At 37.6% G+C, this 19,405-nt stretch carries 24 protein-coding genes; 9 read left to right on the top strand and 15 right to left on the bottom strand.

Translation table 11 applies throughout. From position 1 onward, the window contains the following. Positions 1 to 39: 39 nt before the first annotated feature. Positions 40 to 1,203, bottom strand: a complete 1,164-nt coding sequence (locus ACLHDF_RS12850; RefSeq protein WP_413919180.1) for an iron-containing alcohol dehydrogenase — start codon at positions 1,201 to 1,203, stop codon at positions 40 to 42. Between the two features lie 220 nt (positions 1,204 to 1,423). On the opposite strand from ACLHDF_RS12850, the gene ACLHDF_RS12845 reads away from it, so the two are divergent. Beyond that, positions 1,424 to 1,654: a DUF378 domain-containing protein gene (locus ACLHDF_RS12845; protein WP_413919179.1), complete on the top strand. Its 231-nt coding sequence runs from the start codon at positions 1,424 to 1,426 to the stop codon at positions 1,652 to 1,654. A 36-nt stretch (positions 1,655 to 1,690) separates the two neighbouring features. Here the strand turns inward: ACLHDF_RS12845 and yugI are convergent, their stop codons facing one another. The 3 genes from yugI to ACLHDF_RS12830 form a co-directional block, all read right to left on the bottom strand. Continuing rightward, positions 1,691 to 2,092: a S1 domain-containing post-transcriptional regulator GSP13 gene (gene yugI / locus ACLHDF_RS12840; protein WP_413919178.1), complete on the bottom strand. Its 402-nt coding sequence runs from the start codon at positions 2,090 to 2,092 to the stop codon at positions 1,691 to 1,693. Between the two features lie 208 nt (positions 2,093 to 2,300). Beyond that, a complete protein-coding gene (locus ACLHDF_RS12835; protein ID WP_413919177.1) occupies positions 2,301 to 3,461 on the bottom strand; it encodes an aminotransferase in 1,161 nt (386 codons plus the stop codon). Next, on the bottom strand, positions 3,461 to 3,961 hold the full coding sequence (locus ACLHDF_RS12830; protein ID WP_013059601.1) for an Lrp/AsnC family transcriptional regulator: 501 nt from the start codon (positions 3,959 to 3,961) through the stop codon (positions 3,461 to 3,463). The genes ACLHDF_RS12835 and ACLHDF_RS12830 overlap by 1 nt, the downstream gene beginning before the upstream one ends. A 158-nt stretch (positions 3,962 to 4,119) precedes the next feature. Here ACLHDF_RS12830 and ACLHDF_RS12825 point away from each other — a divergent pair, with 158 nt between their 5' ends. Both ACLHDF_RS12825 and ACLHDF_RS12820 read left to right on the top strand, forming a co-directional pair. Beyond that, complete coding sequence (locus ACLHDF_RS12825; RefSeq protein WP_413919176.1) at positions 4,120 to 4,968, top strand: alpha/beta fold hydrolase; 849 nt, start codon at positions 4,120 to 4,122, stop codon at positions 4,966 to 4,968. 168 nt (positions 4,969 to 5,136) lie between these two features. Further along, on the top strand, positions 5,137 to 6,309 hold the full coding sequence (locus ACLHDF_RS12820) for a MalY/PatB family protein (RefSeq protein WP_413919175.1): 1,173 nt from the start codon (positions 5,137 to 5,139) through the stop codon (positions 6,307 to 6,309). Positions 6,310 to 6,342: 33 nt separating this feature from the next. On the opposite strand, the gene ACLHDF_RS12815 is transcribed toward ACLHDF_RS12820, so the two are convergent. Both ACLHDF_RS12815 and ACLHDF_RS12810 read right to left on the bottom strand, forming a co-directional pair. Beyond that, on the bottom strand, positions 6,343 to 6,867 hold the full coding sequence (locus ACLHDF_RS12815; protein WP_413919174.1) for a superoxide dismutase family protein: 525 nt from the start codon (positions 6,865 to 6,867) through the stop codon (positions 6,343 to 6,345). Between the two features lie 92 nt (positions 6,868 to 6,959). Beyond that, positions 6,960 to 7,157, bottom strand: a complete 198-nt coding sequence (locus ACLHDF_RS12810; RefSeq protein ID WP_413919173.1) for a hypothetical protein — start codon at positions 7,155 to 7,157, stop codon at positions 6,960 to 6,962. 80 nt (positions 7,158 to 7,237) lie between these two features. Here ACLHDF_RS12810 and ACLHDF_RS12805 point away from each other — a divergent pair, with 80 nt between their 5' ends. After that, a complete protein-coding gene (locus tag ACLHDF_RS12805) occupies positions 7,238 to 7,624 on the top strand; it encodes a kinase-associated lipoprotein B (RefSeq protein WP_413919431.1) in 387 nt (128 codons plus the stop codon). 36 nt (positions 7,625 to 7,660) lie between these two features. Here the strand turns inward: ACLHDF_RS12805 and kapD are convergent, their stop codons facing one another. Together kapD and ACLHDF_RS12795 are read right to left on the bottom strand one after the other, a co-directional pair. Further along, entirely contained in the window at positions 7,661 to 8,275 is a 615-nt protein-coding gene (gene kapD, locus ACLHDF_RS12800; RefSeq protein ID WP_413919172.1) for a 3'-5' exonuclease KapD, read from the bottom strand. 344 nt (positions 8,276 to 8,619) lie between these two features. Continuing rightward, positions 8,620 to 9,003, bottom strand: coding sequence for a hotdog fold thioesterase (locus ACLHDF_RS12795; protein WP_413919171.1), 384 nt, complete (start codon positions 9,001 to 9,003; stop codon positions 8,620 to 8,622). Between the two features lie 106 nt (positions 9,004 to 9,109). Here ACLHDF_RS12795 and ACLHDF_RS12790 point away from each other — a divergent pair, with 106 nt between their 5' ends. From ACLHDF_RS12790 to ACLHDF_RS12780, 3 genes are all read left to right on the top strand, one after another. After that, positions 9,110 to 9,487: a hypothetical protein gene (locus ACLHDF_RS12790; RefSeq protein WP_413919170.1), complete on the top strand. Its 378-nt coding sequence runs from the start codon at positions 9,110 to 9,112 to the stop codon at positions 9,485 to 9,487. A 176-nt stretch (positions 9,488 to 9,663) separates the two neighbouring features. Further along, complete coding sequence (locus ACLHDF_RS12785) at positions 9,664 to 10,200, top strand: HD domain-containing protein (protein WP_413919430.1); 537 nt, start codon at positions 9,664 to 9,666, stop codon at positions 10,198 to 10,200. A gap of 111 nt (positions 10,201 to 10,311) precedes the next feature. Beyond that, positions 10,312 to 10,503, top strand: a complete 192-nt coding sequence (locus ACLHDF_RS12780) for a hypothetical protein (RefSeq protein WP_016765809.1) — start codon at positions 10,312 to 10,314, stop codon at positions 10,501 to 10,503. Between the two features lie 50 nt (positions 10,504 to 10,553). Here the strand turns inward: ACLHDF_RS12780 and ACLHDF_RS12775 are convergent, their stop codons facing one another. Both ACLHDF_RS12775 and ACLHDF_RS12770 read right to left on the bottom strand, forming a co-directional pair. Then, positions 10,554 to 11,873, bottom strand: a complete 1,320-nt coding sequence (locus ACLHDF_RS12775) for a Na+/H+ antiporter family protein (RefSeq protein WP_413919169.1) — start codon at positions 11,871 to 11,873, stop codon at positions 10,554 to 10,556. Between the two features lie 266 nt (positions 11,874 to 12,139). Continuing rightward, a complete protein-coding gene (locus tag ACLHDF_RS12770; protein WP_413919168.1) occupies positions 12,140 to 13,633 on the bottom strand; it encodes a leucyl aminopeptidase in 1,494 nt (497 codons plus the stop codon). A gap of 244 nt (positions 13,634 to 13,877) precedes the next feature. Between ACLHDF_RS12770 and ACLHDF_RS12765 the strand changes: the two genes are divergently transcribed. Then, positions 13,878 to 14,354, top strand: coding sequence for a divergent PAP2 family protein (locus ACLHDF_RS12765; protein WP_413919167.1), 477 nt, complete (start codon positions 13,878 to 13,880; stop codon positions 14,352 to 14,354). 43 nt (positions 14,355 to 14,397) lie between these two features. Here ACLHDF_RS12765 and ACLHDF_RS12760 read toward each other — a convergent pair whose 3' ends face one another. The 3 genes from ACLHDF_RS12760 to ACLHDF_RS12750 form a co-directional block, all read right to left on the bottom strand. Beyond that, complete coding sequence (locus ACLHDF_RS12760) at positions 14,398 to 15,045, bottom strand: 3D domain-containing protein (protein WP_413919166.1); 648 nt, start codon at positions 15,043 to 15,045, stop codon at positions 14,398 to 14,400. Between the two features lie 81 nt (positions 15,046 to 15,126). Beyond that, positions 15,127 to 15,450 carry a YuiB family protein gene (locus tag ACLHDF_RS12755; RefSeq protein ID WP_413919165.1) on the bottom strand — a complete coding sequence of 108 codons (324 nt, stop codon included), beginning with the start codon at positions 15,448 to 15,450 and terminating at the stop codon, positions 15,127 to 15,129. Between the two features lie 125 nt (positions 15,451 to 15,575). Beyond that, a complete protein-coding gene (locus ACLHDF_RS12750; protein ID WP_413919164.1) occupies positions 15,576 to 16,790 on the bottom strand; it encodes an NAD(P)/FAD-dependent oxidoreductase in 1,215 nt (404 codons plus the stop codon). A 492-nt stretch (positions 16,791 to 17,282) separates the two neighbouring features. On the opposite strand from ACLHDF_RS12750, the gene ACLHDF_RS12745 reads away from it, so the two are divergent. Continuing rightward, a complete protein-coding gene (locus ACLHDF_RS12745) occupies positions 17,283 to 18,275 on the top strand; it encodes an NAD(P)/FAD-dependent oxidoreductase (protein WP_413919163.1) in 993 nt (330 codons plus the stop codon). A 26-nt stretch (positions 18,276 to 18,301) separates the two neighbouring features. Here ACLHDF_RS12745 and ACLHDF_RS12740 read toward each other — a convergent pair whose 3' ends face one another. Next, positions 18,302 to 18,820 carry a hypothetical protein gene (locus ACLHDF_RS12740; protein WP_413919162.1) on the bottom strand — a complete coding sequence of 173 codons (519 nt, stop codon included), beginning with the start codon at positions 18,818 to 18,820 and terminating at the stop codon, positions 18,302 to 18,304. 148 nt (positions 18,821 to 18,968) lie between these two features. After that, on the bottom strand, positions 18,969 to 19,334 hold the full coding sequence (locus ACLHDF_RS12735) for a HesB/IscA family protein (protein ID WP_413919161.1): 366 nt from the start codon (positions 19,332 to 19,334) through the stop codon (positions 18,969 to 18,971). Positions 19,335 to 19,405: the final 71 nt, after the last annotated feature.

Genomic DNA, 19,405 nt, shown 5'->3' with positions numbered 1-19,405 from the left:
AAACGCCGTGCAGTTGCACGGCGTTTTTTATCGAGAACATTATAAAGAAGCGCGCAGGATTGCTAGTACATCTTCTCTGTTTAATTTTTTGAATTTACCAAACTCACCTTTAGCCATTGCACGATCAGCCATAAGATCTAATTTGTCTTCACCAATATCATAATCAGCTAAGCGGGTTGGTGCACCTAGGCTTGACCAGAATTCACGAAGCTTATCCACACCTTCAAGTGCTACTTCTTTATCTGTCTTGCCTTCTGTATCTACGTTAAATACGCGTACAGCTACTTGCTTGAAGCGATCTACGTTTTCATCGATTACGTGTTTCATCCAGTTTGGGAATAAAATTGCCAATCCACCTGCATGTGGAATATCATACACAGCTGATACGGCATGCTCAATATTATGAGTTGCCCAATCGCCTTGATGTCCCATTTGTAACATACCGTTTAATGCGATTGTACCGTTGTATAAAATTGTTTCACGTAACTCGTAGTTCTCTAGGTCATTTAATAATTTTGGTCCCGTTTCAATAACCGTTTGCAGTACGCCTTCACACATGCGGTCTTGAAGCGGCGTATTTGTTGTATCATGGAAATATTGTTCAAATACGTGGCTCATCATGTCCACCATACCATAAACTGTTTGATTTTTTGGTACAGTAAATGTATTAACTGGATCTAAAATAGAGAATTGAGGGAATGTTGCCGGACTGCCCCAACCGTATTTTTCTTGTGTTTCCCAATTTGTAATAACAGAGCCAGCATTCATTTCTGAACCTGTTGCTGCTAACGTTAGTACAGTTCCAAATGGAAGAGCTTCAGCTGCGAATACGTCGCGGTTAATAATGTCCCATACGTCGCCATCATATTTTGCGCCTGCTGCGATTGCTTTTGTACAATCTATTACGCTTCCTCCACCTACTGCAAGTAAAAATTCAATACCGTTTTCTTTGCAGATATCGATTCCCTTGCGAACAGTTGTTAGACGAGGGTTCGGCTCTACTCCCGCTAACTCATGTACTTCTGCATTCATATCGTTCAGTACATCCATTACTTGATCGTATAAACCGCTGCGTTTTACGCTTCCTCCACCGTATACTAATAATATCTTTTTACCAAAGCGACTTGCTTCTGTTTTTAATTGTTCTAATTGACCTTTACCAAAAATTAATTTTGTAGGATTATAAAATGTAAAATTCTTCATTATAAACTCCTCCTTACGAGCTTTATTACATGCATCATTATGAAGAACAACTTTTTGATTGTAAAGAAAATTGACTTCCTAAAGATTATTCCCTGTTGGCTAGACGTTCACGCCATCCAAATGAACGTTTATTTGTCTGTATCTTCCAAAATTGAATATGTATATTTCCCTCTAAAAAAAGCAGGCTAATAAGTGAACTACAAAATAAGGAGGGTTCATCATGAGTGGTATTCAACGTATTGCGCTCGTATTAACGATTATTGGAGCAATTAACTGGGGACTTATTGGCTTTTTTCAATTTGATTTAGTAGCAGCAATCTTTGGCGGTCAAACATCTGCTTTCTCCCGCATTATTTATGGATTAGTTGGAATCGCAGGACTGATTAACCTAGGTCTATTATTTAAACCTTCTGCTGAAGTAGAGCGTACAGAACCTAGACCGGAACATTAAAAAAGAAGGATAGCTAAGCTATCCTTCTTTTTTGTCTTATTTCTTAATTAGATCTTCGCGGTTTGATTGCTCAATCCACTCTTCTAATTTTTCTTTTAATGTGTTGAACCCTTGAGTAGATTCAGTGTGAACTGTTGCTTGACCTTGACGCTTTTTAGCAGGTTTTTTAGGTGCAGAAGCTTCAGTTTTTTCTGGAGCTGGCTCAGTTGCACGGATAGATAAACCAATTTTACCAGTTGACTCATCAACAGATAAAACTTTAACGTTTACTTCGTCTCCTACTGATAAATGTTCGTTAATATCTTTAACGAAGCCATGTTTTACTTCTGAGATATGAACTAATCCTTGAGTTTCTTCATCTAATGCAACAAATGCACCGTATGGTTGAATTCCTGTTACTTTACCTTTTGTAACAGTACCGATTTCAAATTTTGACATATAAACACTCCTAGATACCTTATTATTTTCACCATTATAGCCAATTTAAAATTATAGCACAGTTCATAGATTGAATCAAAAAGTAGTTATACTATATTTATTATTTACCAATTTCGTCACAAATATAAACTAACACTACATTTCATCATAGCAAAAAAGATATTATATCAAACCGTCAATACGATATGACATAATATCTTATTTTTTATTATAACTTATTTTCAACAAAACGGCTAATCCGTTTTATGGATTCTTCTAATGATTCCATTGAAGAGGCGTATGAACAGCGAATATGTCCCTCCCCGCCTTTTCCAAATACATTGCCTGGCACCACGGCTACTCGCTCTTCAAGCAAAAGCTGCTCGGCAAATTCTTCCGACGACAATCCAGTTTTCTTAATAGAAGGGAACACATAGAACGCTCCTCCGGGAGAGTGACACTCAAGGCCAATTTGATTTAATGACTTCACCATATAGTTCCGTCTTCTGCGATAGCTTTTTCTCATCTCTTCTACGTCATGCTGCCCATTTTGTAACGCTTCAATTGCTCCATATTGTGCCATGGTAGGCGCACACATCATTGTATACTGATGAATTTTTAGCATTGCTTTAGCAATCTCAGTTGGTGCACATATGTACCCAAGACGCCATCCAGTCATGGCAAATCCTTTAGAAAAGCCAGAAATAATAATGGTTCGTTCTTTCATTCCTTCTAAAGAAGCAATGGATGTAAATTCTTCATCATATGTTAATTCTGCATATATTTCATCGGTGATGACAAGCAAGTCATTCTTGATTACAATATCCGCAATAGCCTGTAGCTCTTCTTTAGATAGTGAGCTTCCTGTTGGATTATTAGGAGAGCATAAAAGAAGGGCTTTCGTGTTGCTTGTAATGACTTCTTCAATCTGCTTAGGCTGTAGCTTAAACTCTGTCTCTGCCGTTGTTTCAATTGCCACAGGAACTCCTCCTGCTAGCGAAATTAACGGGCTGTAGGACACAAAGTTTGGCTCTACGACAATAATCTCATCTTCAGGGTTAATCAAAGCGCGCATTGTAATGTCTAAAGCCTGACTTCCTCCCACGGTCACAATAATATCGTCTTTATAATCATATGACACGTTAAAATTTCTTTTCATATACTTCATAATTTCAAAGCGGAGCTCTAAAAGCCCCGCATTTGCTGTATAAGAGGTATATCCTCTTTCCAACGATAAAATACTCGCTTCTCGAACAGCCCAAGATGTGACAAAATCAGGTTCACCTACTCCAAGAGAGATGACATTATCCATACTGGCTGCTAAATCAAAAAAGCGGCGAATACCTGAAGGTTTCAGCTGTTGTACAGTTGCTGACAAGCGCTCTTTCATTACGGAGACACCACGATTCTGCGATCTTCATCGCCTTGGTCGTAGATGGTACCATCGTGCTTGTACTTTTTCATAATAAAATGAGTCGTTGTAGATAAAACAGAGTCTAGCGTAGACAGCTTTTCAGAGACAAAAAAGGCTACTTCAGACATTGATTTTTCTTCAATAATGACAGACAAATCATATGCTCCTGACATTAGGTACACAGATTTCACTTCTTGAAAACGATAGATTCGCTCCGCAATCTCGTCAAAGCCTACTCCTCGCTTTGGTGCAACTTTTACATCTATCATAGCTGTGACGCCTTCGTGTCCATCTACTCGTCTCCAGTTAATATCAGCTGAATATTGTACAATTACCTTTTCTCTCTCTAGTTTTTTAACAATATTAGAGGTCTCTTCAAACGTTAAATCCACCATTTTTGAAATACTATCTATTGAAATACGGCTATTTTTTTCCAGGATTTCTAAAATTTCTAACTCTTTTTCTTCTAAGAACACCGCTTTCCCCTCCTCCAGTGATTAAATTTTTTCACTTTTTCCATTATATCAAATTTAAACACATCTTTAATGTGAAATCTATACCGGTAATTGAGTTTCATTTTATAGACTGCTGGAAATTAGGACAGACTAGAAAGAAAAAGATGGAGTGAAACAAATTGATTGAATCTAAAATCACTTGCCACCAACGTATCTTTAATGGAGTCAATGTTTACTACGAATGTCATAACTATCACCCTGATAAACCAGCTATTGTATTTATTCACGGCTTTTTATCATCCAGTTTTAGCTTCCGGCGTTTAATTCCTTTATTTGAAGATACGTTTTCTATCATCACACTGGATTTGCCACCATTTGGTCGAAGTGAAAAATCATTGACCTTTCAATACTCGTATAGAAACTTAGCCAGAATCGTCATCGAGCTAATCCATTATTTAAAGTTGAAAGATGTTGTACTATCGGGACACTCAATGGGCGGACAAATTTGTTTAAATGTAGCAAAATTAAAGCCTTCTTGCGTATCGAAACTAGTTCTTCTGTGCAGCTCAGCTTATTTAGGCCCTTCACATTATGGGTTGGTCATGTCTTCTTATGTTCCTTTCTTTTATCTGTGGGTAAAAACGTGGCTGTCTCGCAAAGGTGTACTAGGCAACTTGCAAAATGTCGTGTTTGATCATAAGTTAATCGACGAAGAAATGATTGATGGCTATACTGAACCATTTTTAGATGACCGTACGTTTATGGCTTTAACAAGAATGATTCGGGACCGAGAAGGAGACCTATCCTCCAAGGATTTGCAGCACATTAAAAAACCAAGTTTACTCATTTGGGGAGAAGAAGACCGAGTTGTTCCTCTACATCTCGGACGTAAGTTAAAAGATGATTTAAAAGACTCTACCTTTATATCTTTGAAGAAAACAGGACATCTTTTACCAGAAGAGTGTCCGGACATTGTTCAATCTCATATGGCCAATTTCTTGTACGGTGAAAAAGCTCTGTCTCATTAATGAAGGGTTGGGTTCTTATATTTCATACGAGGCGCTAACTTTAATAAAAAATATGTTTTGGGTGCTTCAGCAATTTTTTCACCTTCTTTATTTACTTCTTAAGTTCACTTCGTTGACAAACGTATTAAAAATAAGCAAACTATTGTATTAAAAAAGGGGGTACTTTTATTGTCTACTTATTCTTTTGATCAATTAATTAATCGTACAGGTACGCAGTCTGTAAAGTGGGATAAGACTGATATCGTTTTTGGGGCAAAAGATGTTCTGCCTTTTTGGGTAGCTGATATGGATTTCCAAGCGCCGCCTAACGTGCTTCAAACCATTAAAGAGCGTGTCAAACACGGTGTTTTCGGCTACACTTCTCCTACTGAATCTACGGCAAATGCTTTATCCTCTTGGGTACAAAAAAAACATCAATGGACCATTGATCATGAATGGATTACATACAGTCCAGGGATCGTATTTGCCCTGAGTATGGCTATTCAAGCGTTTACGGAACCAGGAGATTCAGTTTTAATTCAGCCTCCAGTCTACACACCGTTTTTTGACATGGTAAAAGTAAATGATCGAGAAATTGTGGAAAACCCGTTAAAACTTGAAGGAGATAAATATGAAATTGATTTTAGAGATTTAGAGAAAAAATTTGCATCAGGCGTAAAATTAATGATTCTTTGCAGTCCTCATAATCCAGTAGGACGCGTATGGACAAAAGAGGAACTGAAGAAGCTTGCGGACCTTTGCCAAAAATACAATGTATTAATCGTTTCAGATGAAATCCATTCTGATCTAATTTACCAGCCTTATAAACACGTTCCCATCAGCATGGTAAGTGAAGATGCAGCCAATCGAACCATTACATGTATGGCCCCTAGCAAAACATTTAATATACCAGGACTTCAGGCTTCAGCTATTATTATTCCAAATGAGAAACTGCGCACACAATATGTTCAGCAACAGCAAAAACAAGGGTTCTCTAATTTAAACACATTCGGAATAATTGGATTAGAGGCAGCTTACAGTGAAGGTGAAGAATGGTTAGAAGCACTGCTTATGTATCTGAAGAAAAATGTAGATCTCGTGACGCGATTTATAAGTGAGAACTTGCCCGAACTGCGAGTCATTCAGCCAGAAGGAACTTATTTACTATGGATTGACTGTAACAAGCTACATTTATCAGAAGAAGAATTACATGAACGCTTATTGAAAAAAGGTAAAATCGCCGTAGAAAAAGGCGAAAAATACAGCTCCACATATGGGAAAGGTTTTATCCGTTTGAACATTGGCTGTTCACACGAACAACTTCAAGAAGGATTAAACCGTTTAAAAGTAGCTTTAACGTAAAAAAGCGTTCTTTCGTACGAAAGAACGCTTTTTTTAGTGTTTTTTTGAAATGACTCCGCAGGCGATTCGCTTGCCAGAATTACCTGATGGCTCTGTCATTCCATCATCGCCTTGTTCTGTAATAACGAGGGATGATCCATCCATACGCTTAACTAGAGACGTCTTACCTTCTTTTAACGTGACTTGAGGAACCATATCTGTTCCTGTATACGTCTGATCGTCTTCTACCACAATATTTTTCATATCGCCTAAATGCGGTCCTTTTGGATTTAATAGTCCGTGTTTCTTTTTATCAGGATCAAGGTGATTTCCCGAACTTTTAAAGTTAGGAGCTTTGCAAATTCCCATTTCGTGAATATGTACGCCGTGTTCGCCAGGTGGGAGTCCACTTAAGTTGTACGTAAACTCAATTCCATCGGCCTGCTCTTTCAACTTAACTGTGCCGACGCTATCTCCATCTGCATTATAAACTTTGACTTCTTTATTGGATATTTCTTTTTCCATACACCCCGTTAACAAGAAAAAAGGCACGGTTCCAATGAGTAGTAGTTTTTTCATGTTGCCCTCCAATCGCATATGCACTAGCGAAAGTTTTAGATGTCTTTCCATAGATTGTCCAGCAACATATCATTTTAAACGCTTACATTTCATTACATTGATTTCTTGTTTTCTTGTTCTTTCAGCTTTGCTTCTAGGTCCTTCGTTTTTTCTTCTTCTTTCTTAGAGATCTTGATGATTAAACGCCATACCGCAACTGCCGCTATGACAAAAAGGGCCATTGTAGCAAAAGCAGGAATATATTCTGTTTTATCTTCCGGAAAATAAAGTAAAAACATTAAATACATCATATATAACATCCTTTCATAGAAACGATAGTGGTTTTTGATTTATACTGTTGCTAACAAATACTTTATTTAAAGGAGATCTGATAAATATGACATTCGAAATTGGTCAAACCGTTACGGCACTTTATAAAACCGGTAAATATATCGGTGAAGTTACACAAGTTCGAGATTCGCATTATGTTGTGCGAATTCAAGCTGTGTTAAAGCACCCAGAACAAGGTGACTTACATAATCCAGGACAAGTGGACGTACCTTTTTTTCACGAGCGAAAAGCACTTGCGTTTCGAGAGCAGGCCAATATTCCTCAAAAAATGGTTCACCTCTATGAAGACAGCGTTCCTGATTATAAGAATTCACTTAAAAAGGCCCTTGAACTAAAGATAGCTGAACAACAAACCAAAGATAGCCCTTTTGCTCAAGCAAGTATTGCCTGTTTAGAAGAGTTAAAAAAAGAGTACGGTATTCATTAAGCAAAAAGCCAAATTCACGTAGAAGTGATTTGGCTTTTATAATGCAAATTTATTTAGTACTTTTGAAAAATCGATTCGATCCCCTATGGTCGTCGGCTCCGGCTTTTGAAGGTATCGCTTATCTTTTTCTACCAGCTTAAAGATGTTGAGTGTCGTCATCGCATCATCAAGCGCGCAGTGGTGTTTTCCAGTTCCTTCTTTACCATACTCTTGCACAGCTTTCCAAAGGCCAGTTTGATTTTGATCCCCAAAAAAGCGCTTATACTCCATTGAAAGATCAATCTCTTTACCTGTAAAAGGAAATGGCACCTTGTTTTTTTGACAGCACTGCCTCAATACTTTCATATCCATGTTCCCCCATGTAATAATCGTGCTGTTTTTATACATGCCCAGTCGCTGTACAAGCTGCTCTAGTGTAATTCCTTCATTTACTTGATTTTGTTCGATATGGAGAAATGTTTTACAGCGCTCAGTTAATTTTGTAAAATGTGTAGGCTGTACGTAAGAGGAGAAACGATCAATGATTTCTTGATTTTTAACAAACACCAAACCAACTTCAATGATTTCCGGAAAAAAGCCTTTTGGAAAACCTTTATACTCTGGCATCGTAAATTCAAAATCAATGAATAAATACTGAGAGTTCTTATCCAATATTATCACCCCTTTGTAAAATAAACCGCCCTACTATATTAATGCTATTATAGCACGATTGAACAATCGGAAGGTCTATTTTCTGTTCTTATTTTTAATATTATGAATATTCTAGTTGCTGAATAAAAAGAATACTTTACTACTACTATATTCTAGAGCATGTCTCTATGCGCAGGGTAACTGTCACGAATAGACATAATTTCGCTTCTTTTTTTACCTATTTTTTCAATTTTTTATGTATCCGCTCTTCCAAATTCTCTCTAAATCCTAATACGGGTGTGTGAGGTGACTCCCGCTGACTCCAAAAGCATACCTCACACCTTCTAGACTAAGCGTTCTTACGTTTAAGCTTTAGGCAGAATAGCAAGCGTGCATCTCGATATGCAGATTAAATTCTCTTCTTCATCTTGAATTTTCACTTCCCAAACCGCTGTTTTTTTTCCTTTATGTAAAGGAACGCCTATCGCTGTGACTATTCCGTCTTTTTTCCCTTTGATATGATTGGCATTAATCTCTAAACCTACGCAGATTTCTTTTTCGATATCTACACTTTTAATAGCACCTAGACTAGCCACAGTTTCAGCTAACGCCACCGATGCTCCTCCGTGTAAAAGTCCGAATGGCTGACGCGTTCGCTCATCAACAGGCATCGTCGCTTCCACTCTTTGTTCGCTTGCACTAATAATCTCAATTCCTAATACTTCTAACAGCGTATCTTTTGTTTTCATATACATACCTCCCCTTGTATCTAGTATACAATAATGATTTTGCTACAACATATACGAACTCTCTACATATACATAATAAAAATCCGTTTTTTAGGAGGATTCTTATATGAAACCATTTGCTCCTTTGTCTTACTACTGGCCATCGTATTACATGCCTCACCCTCCTCACCCTTATACATACAGGGTACCTAACTTACCTGAGGCGGACGTAGCGACATTTCAGCAATCTCTTAAAGTTATTCCCTCTACCATGCAAAGCGCTACTCTGTTTATTCAAAAAGCTAACGCTTCGCCAGCTTTAATAAAAAAAATCAAAGCCGCTGCTCAAGAATCCAAAATGAGTGAAGTCAAAAGACTCATTCGTTCAACTGGTGTTAAGGCAAAAATTGATGTTTTTTATACCCCAGACTATATTAAAATTACGTTTATTCATCCGGATAGTCAATTTGACTGCTGTCACGTCTCGTTAAATATTAGATGGTAAAACCCAAGGAAAAAAGTCTTATTTTCTTTTAAAAAAGATGTACATGTTGTTTTGGTTTGAATATTATAATACATGACGTTTTTGGATGTAAAAACAAATTACACGATAATTGTATTTAGGATATAAATGTGATATTGTATTTGGAAATATATTTTTTCTTTAGGAGGGATGACATGATGAGACATGTTACGCTAGTAGAAATTTTCACGCATCCTATCGCTCAAAAATATTTAACTCGATCTGGCATTGCGCATGCTGTATCCGTTGCCTATCATGCGTTTCGTCTATCCGTACAGCATAATGTAAACCCCGATTTAGCTACAAAAGCTGCGCTGCTTCATGATATAGGCCACTACGAATGGTACACAAATGGTCAGTGGGATTATGAGAAGTATCGTCAAAATGATATTCATGCTATTAAAGGTGCTGAACGTGCACATAAATTACTCATTCGTTTAGGTGAGGAACCCCAGGCAGCAAAAGAAATTGCCTTAGCTATTTTACTCCACACAGACTCATATTTGCCTGAAGGAACGATTCACCAACGCCCTCTTCAAAAAGTAGTCAAACTAGCTGATGAAGCTGATGAAGAGCCTGGCGGCAAGCACCATTACCGTGAAATGGAATATAATTTGGCCGTAAAGAAAATTAAGGAGCTTGATAAGAAAGTGCTTGAACTTCTACATTCCAACCAATTTAAACAATTAGGCTGACAGGATTAACTCCTTTCATAAGAGTTAATCCTTTTTATTATTTCCCCTCATAATTCTCTGCAAATTACTCATACTACTTACTGATTCTCATTTTGGTTAGGAGGAAGAAGAATGTCTAAAAACGCTAGAGGTTACGTACAGGATTCTTGTACATCATTAAATCAAGCAAAAGCAAGCCTTGAACAGGCTCTTCAAACAGTAGAGAAAGATTCAAATCGCGAGCGCATTGAACAGTCTCTTCAAGCTGTAGAGCAAGCATTAGGAACTTGTGATAGCACGGCTTCTACTCTTTCTCAAGCATAAAAAAGCAGCCGGTTTTAATCGGCTGCTTTTTTTCATTATAGGCTCTCTATCTATAAGATAACCGAAGCAATCCACCCAAAAATAATGAGTGGAATGTTATAGTGAAGAAAGGTTGGCACACATGTATCCCAAATATGATCATGCTGACGATCGACTGCTAACCCAGACGTGGGTCCAAGCGTGCTGTCTGAAGCTGGTGAACCAGCGTCTCCAAGCGCTCCTGCTGTACCAACAATACAAATCGTTGCCATTGAACTCATACCAAGTTCTAAGCAAAGAGGAACAAAAATCGTCGCGATAATTGGAATGGTAGAGAAAGAAGAACCAATGCCCATTGTGACTAAAAGTCCGATCACAAGCATAAGAAATGCACCAAGCATTTGATTTCCCCCAATTAGAGCAACAGAATCTTTTACAAGCGCTTCTACATCCCCAGTTTCTTGAAGAACTTTCGCAAAACCAGAGGCTGACAGCATAACGAATCCGATGAAAGCCATCATTCTCATTCCGTCCGTTAATACTGGATCTGCTTCGCTCCACTTTAAAGCTCCGCTGAAGTAAAGGACAACAATTCCTGCCAGCGCTCCGAAAATCATAGAATCTACTAAGAGCTGCACAGTTAGAGCTGCTACAATCGCAACCAAAGCTATAATAATGCCTCTTGTTGTATAACCTGTACTCTCTTCTGAACCTTGATCAATGTCAACGTCTTCATACGGACGCGATTTGCGGTACGAAATAAAAACGGCAAACAATAAGCCCACTATCATTCCTAAAGCTGGAAGAGCCATCGCCGCGGTAATATCTCCTTTATTAATTGTTAATCCACTTTCCTTGATGTTAGTAAATAAAATGTCGTGATAAATCTTACCGAATCCTGCAGGCAAATACATATAAGGTGTAATCAACCCAAATGTAATAACAGTTGCGACTAATCGGCGATCGATTTTCAACTGATTAAATACTTTTAATAGAGGTGGAATTAAAAGCGGAATAAATGCAATGTGAACAGGAATAACGTTTTGAGAAAAACATGAAATAATAAGGATTATCAATAAAATCAGTACTTTTGACAGTGACTTCTTTTTCGTTTCTCCTTCTTTTCCTACTATTTTTAACGCTAGCTGAACAACGGCATCAGGCAGTCCCGTTCGAGAAACGGCCATTGCAAATCCTCCAAGCAAAGCATAGCTTAATGCAACAGAAGCACTGTTTCCCAGACCATCTGTGTATATACTGACTGTATCTGTGAGACTAATCCCGCCAACAAGTCCTCCAATTAGAGCTCCGACTGCTAAAGAAAAGACAACGTTGATACGCAATAAGCTCAAAATCAGCATCACGAGCACAGCTATTAATACTGCATTCATTTTGAAACCTCCATTTTCTTTTTACTTTATCTCATTAAAACATTAGAGAGATAAACAACATGTTCATTATATTAGGAATAGAAAAAAAGTCAATCACCCTACTAAATAAACGTTTGTTTAACTTCTCTCCAGCATTAACAATATAAGGATTTTTCTAAATAATCTTTTCTCACTAAAAATAAAAAACATTATGCAAACATACTAAAAAAGAAGCATCCGCGATGCTTCTTTTTTAGTATGTTTGTATCATTCCTATATCCTTTTTATTAATTGGCTTCAAATGAACAAACCATTGCAGCTAGTGTCCGCACCATCACGCCTGTTGCACCTGAAGGCCCTAATTCATGAGAAGCAGCAGACGTTGCAGTTCCAGCAATATCTAAATGAACCCATGGTGTTTGATCCGCAAATTCGCCAATAAATGTTCCAGCCATAATTGCGTGCCCCTCTCGTCCAGGAGAGTTGTTTAAATCTGCTACCTTACTTCCCCGAACACGCTTTTTGTCTCGTTCGGTAATAGGCAGCTCCCAAATCGGTTCACCTGTCTCGATGCTAGCTTTAGCTATTTGTTGTAAAAAAGCAGAATTATTCGTCATTGCCCCAGTTGTATGTGTACCAAGAGCTACAATTACACCCCCTGTTAATGTCGCCACATCTACTAAATAATTTGCTCCATGATGTTTGGCATATGAAATACCATCAGCTAACGCTAAACGCCCTTCAGCATCTGTATTCAGCACTTCTATTGTCTTGCCATTCATTGCTGTAATAACATCATCTGGCTTAAACGCACGTGCACTAATAACGTTATCAGTTGATGGAATGACGGCTACTACGTTTTGATGAGGTTTTAACTCTCCAATCGCTTCCATTGCACCAAGGACAGATGCAGCTCCACCCATATCTGTTTTCATGCCTACAATTCCGTCTTTAGATTTAATAGAGTAACCGCCTGTATCAAAGGTAATCCCTTTTCCTACTAATCCAATAACATCTTCCCATTTTTCTTTTCCTTGATATTTCAGCACAATCATTTTAGGAGGCTCTGCGGAACCTTGATTGACTGCTAACAGTGCGCCCATTCCTAATGTTTCCATATCTTCTTTTTCTAAAATTTCATATTCAAATCCATATGTATGTGCCATTTCTACTGCATAATTGGCTAAATCTGTAGCGGTTAGCATATTACTTGGTAAGTTAACGAGGGTGCGCGCTGAGTTTGTTGCTCTTCCGTACGTATATCCAACTAACGCAGATTGTAAAACGTCTTTATGAAACGAAAATAGTTCAATGTTCTCAAGCTGTTTGTCAGGTTCATTTGATTTCTTTTTGTAGTTTTCAAACTCATACATAGCAAGCTGCTGAGCTTCTCCTAATAAAGCTGCGGTTTCTTGCTCTGACCACTCTCCCGTATCAAAAGTATGGAGGGCAACCGATGCGTTTGAAATCTTTGCTTCTTTTAACTTTTTAAATAAAAGTCCAAAGCTCTCTTTGAGCCCATTTTTAGTTAACGCTTGCTTTCGTCCGAGTCCTACAAAATAAAGACGTTTTGCTCCTAATTTCCCTAGTGTATGAATCGTTGATATACGTTTTTCTTGTACACGAATATCCCCTTCCTTAATCAAATGAATGAGCTGCCCACCCAAAGCATCATCAATTTCTTTTAGAAGGCCTTCAAACTGCTGGTTTTGATTAAATAAACCGATTACAAGCGCTTCTGTTTGGCGATCAACACCGTATGTTTCTACATGCGAAAACATAAAATTCCTCCCTTTTACGTATAGATATTTTATTTTTATTTATCATCTGCTTTGTTTAATCTATTCAGCAAGTGGAATATATATCATATTCACCACTGTTTTCATCTATATACATATAATAGCAGAAATACATTTTTTAATCACAGTTCAAAAACCTTAGTTTCACACATATACTTTCATCTACCACTTTTTCATTATACGGATTTAGCTTTTCAGACATTTTAAGTTGAGGGAGGACATCTCAATGGAGTTATTCTCAAATTTTCCGCTTTGGAGTTCATTAATCGCTATTTTCTTTGCCCAATTTATTAAAATTCCACTTTCTTTTGTAGCTACTAAAAAAATAGACGGAAGCTTATTTTTTAGTACAGGGGGCATGCCAAGCTCTCACTCCGCAGCCGTTACTTCCTTAGCAACTGCCATTGGGCTAGCAGAAGGTCTTAAATCCCCTATTTTCGCTCTCTCCGCTATTTTTGCTATTATTGTTATGTTCGATGCTAAAGGAGTAAGAAGACACGCAGGAGAGCAAGCAACGGTTTTAAATCGTTTGGTTGAAGACTTTCAGCGCGTAGTAAAGGAAGCAAAGCTGTGGACGACCAACGAAGAGCAAGAAAAACAAGTGAAGCTAAAAGAGCTGCTTGGCCATAAACCCATTGAAGTTTTCTTTGGAGCCTTAACAGGAATAGCAGTTGCTTTTGTGATGTATTATGTATGGCCATAAACCATAAGAAAACACATGAAGAATTCTTCATGTGTTTTCTTGTTTATTTCACCTGCTGACGAAAAACTTGCATCGATTTCTTTTCATTCAGCATTGTTAACTCTTCTTCAGTTAAGCGGCCGTCTCCTGATTTCACTACATAGACGTTTAATTCTTTCTTACCCCATATGTTATATACGTCAGAAACGGTTTCAAAGTATAAATCAAGATGATTGCCTTTAATAGCCCCACCTTTATCCGCTACCACTCCGTAACCATAGCCTGGAATAAACAAGATCGTGCCGATTGGGAATATGGTTAAATCAGCAGCGATGGTTGAATACAAGTCGCGTTTTACTTTAACGCCCGAATATGTAATTCCATACCCTGGATGATTGGGATTTTTCCCAGTTGATTCGTAACCAGCTGTATAACCCGTAGCCAATACATTCTTAGCTGGATAGCGTGACCAATCAAATGCTTCCTCAATCGTTAGACGCTCTTTTTCATTGCTAGCTGCTTCAGCTCTTAGTGGTTTTAGAAATGATGGCAAGAGCCTTTCATTCATTAGAGACTGCCCTGTACTGTTTATAAAAGGCACATATTTGATAACTGTGGTTATTGGGATGCCAGTAATTGCTTCATATGTCGTAAACAGTGCTCCGACCAGTAATAGGCACATAATGAATCGCTTTGCTATTTTTCCAATCATTGTGATTTCCACAACTCCTCTCACGAATCTATTTGTTTCCAACCTAAAAACAAATTATTCGTTTATGAGAAGAATTTACATTTAAAACATTTGGTAACCTCTTGTTCGTAAAGATTTAATAGTAATGCCTGAAGCTAGTGCACCTACAAACCCAGCCATTAAAATTGCAATGTCAGCTGTAGCTAAAGATAGCACTTTTACTCCTAGTTGCTGAAAGGATTGAGTAGGATGTTGAATGTAATCAATTGCTCTTACATCATCAATAATAAAAATAAAAATCACTGGATAAATAATGGCCATAATCCAAGACATGCGAAGCAGCATATTTAGTAAGAAACCGATTCCAAAAAATAAAACAAAAAACAACAAGATGGAGATAATTAGTACAGGCACACTCATTTCCATTGCTTTTCGCCTCCGTTACTCTTTATACTCTCAGTTTACTTAAGAGTAAGGAAAGCGTCAATTACAGAAAAGTAAGTTAATACCAAAAAAAAAGCAAAAGGTTCAAAGACCTTTTGCTTTTTGTTTTAAAAGAAATTAAATTTTCCTTTTTTCAATACAAGACCTGCTCCGCCTTGAAGGAAAAGCGAGCGATTATCAACAACTTTTTTCATAAAAGATGCGCTTGAACCAAATAGTTTTCGACCATATACAACGCCGATTGCGTCATCATGTCCTAACGAACATACCGTTCCTTTAATATCTGGTTTGAACTCACTTAATTCTTTTTGACCTTTCATCAAACGGCTAATGTTTTCAGCGCATGTACCACCTTGCTGCATAGCAATTTGAGCTGTTGGCGGGTAAGGACGTTCTGTTTCCGGGTTAATCATTAGTGAACAGTCTCCAATAACAAAGACATCTTCATGTCCTGGCGCCAGCAAGGTGTTGCTTACTTTTACGCGTCCACGCATGTTTTCAAACCCAGCTTTTTCAATCAAATGACTGCCTCGAACACCTGCAGCCCATACAACCGTTGCTGATTTAATCTCTTCTACTTGATCATCTTTTGATACAATAATTCCTTCTGCTGTACACTCTTTAATGGCTGTTCCAATTTTGAATTCGATTCCTTTTCGTTCTAATTGTGTTACCGCATATTCTACAAGCTCTGGATCAAACCCAGGCAAAGCCGTAGGCGCTGCTTCTACACAAATAACGCGTACTTTTTCACGCGGAATATCAAATTCTTTGCACAGCTGAGGAACTCGGTTGGCTAATTCCCCCACAAATTCAATACCAGTAAAGCCAGCTCCTCCAACAATAATTGTCAGAAGTTCATCTCTTTTTTCCGCTTCATTGTTATAAGTCGCAAAAACGTAATCAATATGCTCACGAATTTGACGTGCTGCATTGATATTTGTAATAGTAAATGCATATTCTTTTAAACCTGTAATTCCGAAAGTTTCTGCCTCATATCCTAAAGCCACAACTAAATAATCGTACGTTAGCTCACTGTTTTCGAGAAGAACACGTTTTTCATCTAACTTAATATCTACGACCGTGTCTTTAATAAATGTAACCTTATTTGTATTAATTAAGTTTTTAACAGGAACACGAGAGCGATCTTGATGAATTGTACCTGCTGATACTTCATGAAGCCATGTCGTTTCGTAATGGTAATCGTTTTTATTTACCAAAACAATTTCCGCATCGCTAGCACCCAATTTTTTTTGTAAGTTAACAATTGTCATAATGCCGCCATATCCGGCGCCCAAGATGACGATTTTAGGCTTTTTCATAGGAATATCATCCACCTTTTTTAGTTATAGTCGCGAGTATGTCTTACAAATATAATGATAAGAGCAATTTTATTTGTTTTGCTTTTTTATGTTAGTTTGAACAAGAACGATCATCGCTATCCATTTATTATTCGTATACAAAAACAATGTGAACCACTTCACGTTCTTTTTTAAAAAAATACATTTTCTCTCTTCAAAAAAAATGTAAGCATAAGTCCTATCTTGATTTTCACAAACATCTTATGCTTTTTTGATGGGATTTTCAACACTTCGCCTTGGATTTACAAGCTTTTAAATTTTTAATTACTTTCCTGTATACCCAGCTTTATATTTGACTAAAACGTGTGGTTGTGTTGATGATTGTAAATACTGATATTTTAGTTGAGAAAGTTTCTCAAACATTTCAATGTGTTTTAATAATATTTTATAATTTACTATGCTATCATAAAGTAGAATATGCATTAGCACAGAACAATCTAGAGGTGATTACAAATGAAAGAAGATAAACAGGTATATGATATTACCATCATCGGAGGCGGCCCTACAGGCTTATTTACAGCATTTTATGGCGGTATGCGTCAAGCAAGCGTGAAAATTATCGAAAGCTTACCACAGCTTGGTGGACAGCTTTCTGCTTTATATCCTGAAAAATATATTTATGATGTAGCTGGTTTTCCAAAAGTACGCGCTCAAGAATTAGTCAACAATCTGAAAGAGCAAATGGATCAATTTAAACCTGCAGTTGCACTAGAGCAAGCAGTAGAAAAGGTAGAAAAACAAGCGGACGGCGTATTTCGATTAACCACTAATTCTGAAGTCCACTATTCAAAAACAATTATTATTACAGCCGGAAACGGTGCATTTAAGCCTCGTAAAATCGAGCTAGAAAACGCAGAACAGTTCGAGAAAACGAACCTTCATTATTTTGTGGATGATATGAACAAATTCAAAGGCCGCAAAGTATTAGTATGCGGTGGCGGAGATTCTGCTGTAGACTGGTCTCTTATGTTAGAGCCGATTGCAGAAAAAGTAACGTTAACGCATCGCCGAGACAAATTCCGCGCTCATGAACATAGCGTAGAAAACTTGCTTAATTCTTCAGTTGATATTAAAACACCATATGTGCCGGTTGAACTTATTGGAGATGACCGTATTACACAAGTTGTGTTAGAAAATACAAAAGGTGAAGAAAAAACAGTCGTAGACGTAGATGATGTGATTGTAAATTTTGGATTTGTTTCTTCCCTAGGTCCGATTAAAGAATGGGATTTACATTTAGAGAAAAATGCAATTGTTGTTAACTCAAAGCAAGAAACAAATATTCCTGGAATCTATGCAGCTGGTGATGTCTGCACATATGATGGAAAAGTAAAACTCATCGTGGCTGGGTTTGGTGAAGGTCCGACTGCCGTTAATAATGCTAAAGCATACATTGATCCAAAGGCTCGCTTACAGCCTATGCACAGTACATCAATGTTCTCATAAAAAAAGCAGGCTTTCGCCTGCTTTTTTTATTGCTGAATTGGTGTAACCATTCGATAAATCATTTCACTCATCATTTCTGCATCACTGCTTATTAAACAGATTTCATAAAATAAATGATTTCCTTTTTGACTAGTTATGCTCATTCTGTAGGCCTTCAAGCCTTCGAGCTTGCTTAAATATTTTACTACCTCTGCTTGACCGACAACATGTTCAATAATGAGAATATGCTCTCCTTCAGCCGCTCCGTAGCTTGCTGCCAAAGATGCGTTAGCATTCTCATAATAGCGAATGTAAGGTTCAGAATGATTAAGGGACGTAGAAAGTGAGTTTTGATGACAGACTTCACCTGAAGAAAAAGGCAAATGTTGAACAAATAAATGTGATTCACTGAAGTGAATACTTTTTGCATTCTTAGACTCCATTTCCCTACTTTCAAGTTTTAACCAATTTATAAACCCCTTCCATAGCATAGGCAAAGTGTTTTTCTTGCGAAAGCTTCCGTAACCTCCTACTTGTTTCACTTCGTAACGAGTCGCCTCTATCAAATCCGTTCATCTCCTCTTTTTATTGAGTATAAAAAGGTCTGATTATTCAGTCAACAAACTTGGTAGATGATGTAACACACAAAAATTTCTCACTAAAAAAGCTTTCTTCACCTGATGAGGTGAAGAAAGCTTTTTTTTAAAATTATATTTAGCACTCTTCCGGAGCACCTGCATTGGTCGCTGTACGGAAAGAAGATCCACAGCCACATGCTGCAATAGCATTCGGGTTGTCAATGGTAAACCCTCCGCCTAGCATAGATTGCTTGTAGTCAATTTTTACATCTTTCAAAATTGGAGCACTTTCGCTATCTACAAGAATCTTAATACCGTGTTGTTCAAACAACGTATCGTTTTCATTTACTTCATGAGCAAACCCCATGCCATAAGAAAGACCTGAACAGCCTCCTCCATTTACATTAACACGTAAATAAGCATTTTCTTCTTCATGTTCTTTCATCATATCTTTTATTTGAAAGCTTGCAGCTTCTGTAATTGTTAGGATATCTTGACTCATTTTTAAACAGACCTCCTTTTTGTTTAGTATACGACGAAATGTCTGTGACGACAAATCGTCTGCTTCTTCAT

Source organism: Priestia megaterium, assembly GCF_046599315.1.
Lineage (GTDB): Bacteria > Bacillota > Bacilli > Bacillales > Bacillaceae_H > Priestia > Priestia megaterium_F.
The sequence above is the reverse complement of the archived record's forward strand: the minus strand, read 5'-3'. Positions and strand labels throughout refer to the sequence as shown.

Excerpts from the sequence above, each read along its gene's own strand:
- ACLHDF_RS12850 (WP_413919180.1), bottom strand. The coding sequence starts at position 1,203 with ATGAAGAATTTTACATTTTATAATCCTACAAAATTAATTTTTGGTAAA.
- ACLHDF_RS12845 (WP_413919179.1), top strand. The coding sequence starts at position 1,424 with ATGAGTGGTATTCAACGTATTGCGCTCGTATTAACGATTATTGGAGCA.
- yugI (WP_413919178.1), bottom strand. The coding sequence starts at position 2,092 with ATGTCAAAATTTGAAATCGGTACTGTTACAAAAGGTAAAGTAACAGGA.
- ACLHDF_RS12835 (WP_413919177.1), bottom strand. The coding sequence starts at position 3,461 with ATGAAAGAGCGCTTGTCAGCAACTGTACAACAGCTGAAACCTTCAGGT.
- ACLHDF_RS12815 (WP_413919174.1), bottom strand. The coding sequence starts at position 6,867 with ATGAAAAAACTACTACTCATTGGAACCGTGCCTTTTTTCTTGTTAACG.
- ACLHDF_RS12810 (WP_413919173.1), bottom strand. The coding sequence starts at position 7,157 with ATGATGTATTTAATGTTTTTACTTTATTTTCCGGAAGATAAAACAGAA.
- ACLHDF_RS12795 (WP_413919171.1), bottom strand. The coding sequence starts at position 9,003 with ATGAAAACAAAAGATACGCTGTTAGAAGTATTAGGAATTGAGATTATT.
- ACLHDF_RS12790 (WP_413919170.1), top strand. The coding sequence starts at position 9,110 with ATGAAACCATTTGCTCCTTTGTCTTACTACTGGCCATCGTATTACATG.
- ACLHDF_RS12785 (WP_413919430.1), top strand. The coding sequence starts at position 9,664 with ATGAGACATGTTACGCTAGTAGAAATTTTCACGCATCCTATCGCTCAA.
- ACLHDF_RS12780 (WP_016765809.1), top strand. The coding sequence starts at position 10,312 with ATGTCTAAAAACGCTAGAGGTTACGTACAGGATTCTTGTACATCATTA.
- ACLHDF_RS12775 (WP_413919169.1), bottom strand. The coding sequence starts at position 11,873 with ATGAATGCAGTATTAATAGCTGTGCTCGTGATGCTGATTTTGAGCTTA.
- ACLHDF_RS12770 (WP_413919168.1), bottom strand. The coding sequence starts at position 13,633 with ATGTTTTCGCATGTAGAAACATACGGTGTTGATCGCCAAACAGAAGCG.
- ACLHDF_RS12765 (WP_413919167.1), top strand. The coding sequence starts at position 13,878 with ATGGAGTTATTCTCAAATTTTCCGCTTTGGAGTTCATTAATCGCTATT.
- ACLHDF_RS12760 (WP_413919166.1), bottom strand. The coding sequence starts at position 15,045 with ATGATTGGAAAAATAGCAAAGCGATTCATTATGTGCCTATTACTGGTC.
- ACLHDF_RS12755 (WP_413919165.1), bottom strand. The coding sequence starts at position 15,450 with ATGGAAATGAGTGTGCCTGTACTAATTATCTCCATCTTGTTGTTTTTT.
- ACLHDF_RS12750 (WP_413919164.1), bottom strand. The coding sequence starts at position 16,790 with ATGAAAAAGCCTAAAATCGTCATCTTGGGCGCCGGATATGGCGGCATT.
- ACLHDF_RS12745 (WP_413919163.1), top strand. The coding sequence starts at position 17,283 with ATGAAAGAAGATAAACAGGTATATGATATTACCATCATCGGAGGCGGC.
- ACLHDF_RS12735 (WP_413919161.1), bottom strand. The coding sequence starts at position 19,334 with ATGAGTCAAGATATCCTAACAATTACAGAAGCTGCAAGCTTTCAAATA.